The sequence below is a fragment of the Peribacillus sp. NPDC058002 genome (assembly GCF_042886655.1).
Taxonomy (GTDB): Bacteria; Bacillota; Bacilli; order Bacillales; family DSM-1321; genus Peribacillus; species Peribacillus aracenensis.
This window is the reverse complement of record NZ_JBHVQU010000482.1, coordinates 1-1,529: the sequence shown is the minus strand read 5'-3', so window position 1 is coordinate 1,529 and position 1,529 is coordinate 1. Positions and strand designations below refer to the sequence as shown.

The following is a 1,529-nucleotide window of genomic DNA, read 5'->3' as shown; positions in this document are numbered from 1 at the left end:
CTTTCACGCATTGTTCACGGTATGTGGAGGTTGGCAGATTGGAGATTTTCTACAGATGAAATCCTATCTCTTATTGAACATGGAACGGATCGGGGCATCACTACATATGATCACGCCGATATATATGGCAGCTATACGTGTGAAGAGATTTTTGGGAAAGCACTTTCATTAAAGCCATCTTTACGCGATAAAATGGAGATCGTTACGAAATGTGGCATAGTTCTTAAATCCGAAAACCGTCCTTCTCATAAAAGTCACCATTATGACACTAGTAAAACCCATATAATAAAGTCTGTTGAACAATCTCTTATGAATCTTAAAACGGATTATATTGATTTATTGCTTATCCATCGTCCGGATCCCCTGATGGACCCGGCGGAAACGGCTGAGGCGTTTAATCAATTAAAAGAATCAGGAAAGGTCCGTAACTTTGGCGTATCGAACTTCAAAAAACCGCAATGGGATATGCTTCAATCTTACCTTGAATATCCCCTTGTGACGAATCAACTGGAACTTTCCGCATATAATCTTGAAAACTTCGAGGACGGAACCGTCAATCTATGTCAACAAGCGGGCGTGGCTCCTATGGCTTGGTCCCCTCTTGCAGGAGGAAGCATCTTTGAGGAATCGAATGAAAAGGCTGCCCGATTAAGAAAAACGTTAGAAATCGTAAAAGAAGAAATCGGTGCTAATGGAATAGATGAAGTGATGTATGCATGGCTATTGAGACATCCTGCAAAAATCATTCCCATCGTTGGATCCGGTAAGAAAGAACGACTGGACAGCGCCATCGATTCACTAAACCTAAGCATGAAAAAAGAGCAATGGTTCAATATTTTAACCAGCTCGATGGGACATGATATCCCGTAATGAACTGTACCGTTAAACAAGAAACCATGCCTTCATTAATGGGTACCTCCGTGAAGAGGTCCCCATTCTTAAATGGCAAACAATGACGAGATGGGCTTTCACTTTTCAAACCATGATTTTTTGGTGAATTTTTTAAGTGCTAATAAGATTCTACCATAATAAAAATACTTTTCATTTTCGAGGTGAAACAACATGAAAATCGGGGTAATAGGCTCAAAGGATTTTTTTGGAATCCATATCAATCCACTTTCCCATGTTTCCTGAGGTACAATTCATTTCCTTTCAATATGATATGCCGGAAGAAAGCAGTCAATTAATAGAAATTGCGGGAAAACAAACTGATCTAGTACTGTTTTCAGATTCCATACCTTTTTATTATGGATACGAAAAGGTTAAAAGGAATTTAATAGAAGCTATTTATGTCCCATTTTCTGGACTTTCAGATAATTCTTGCTCCATACCTTCTATTTGACTTTCACTAACAGTGGTTTTGATGAATTATAATAATCGTATTTTGCATCAAAACTCTTGTGACAGTCGTTTTTCCATTTATATTATTTTAGGGCGGGCCGACATTTTAAAATTTGGAACCTCCAGATCATTAAATCCAGTTGCAATGAAAATTTCAAAAATTTCATCTTTTAATTTTTAATAAATAA

General features: G+C 37.5%; 1 protein-coding gene. It reads left to right on the top strand.

What is annotated here, in order from left to right:
- On the top strand, positions 1–870 hold an 870-nt coding region (locus ACFVSH_RS26495), incomplete at its 5' end, for an aldo/keto reductase (protein WP_387708790.1).
- Between the last annotated feature and the right edge of the window lie 659 nt (positions 871–1,529).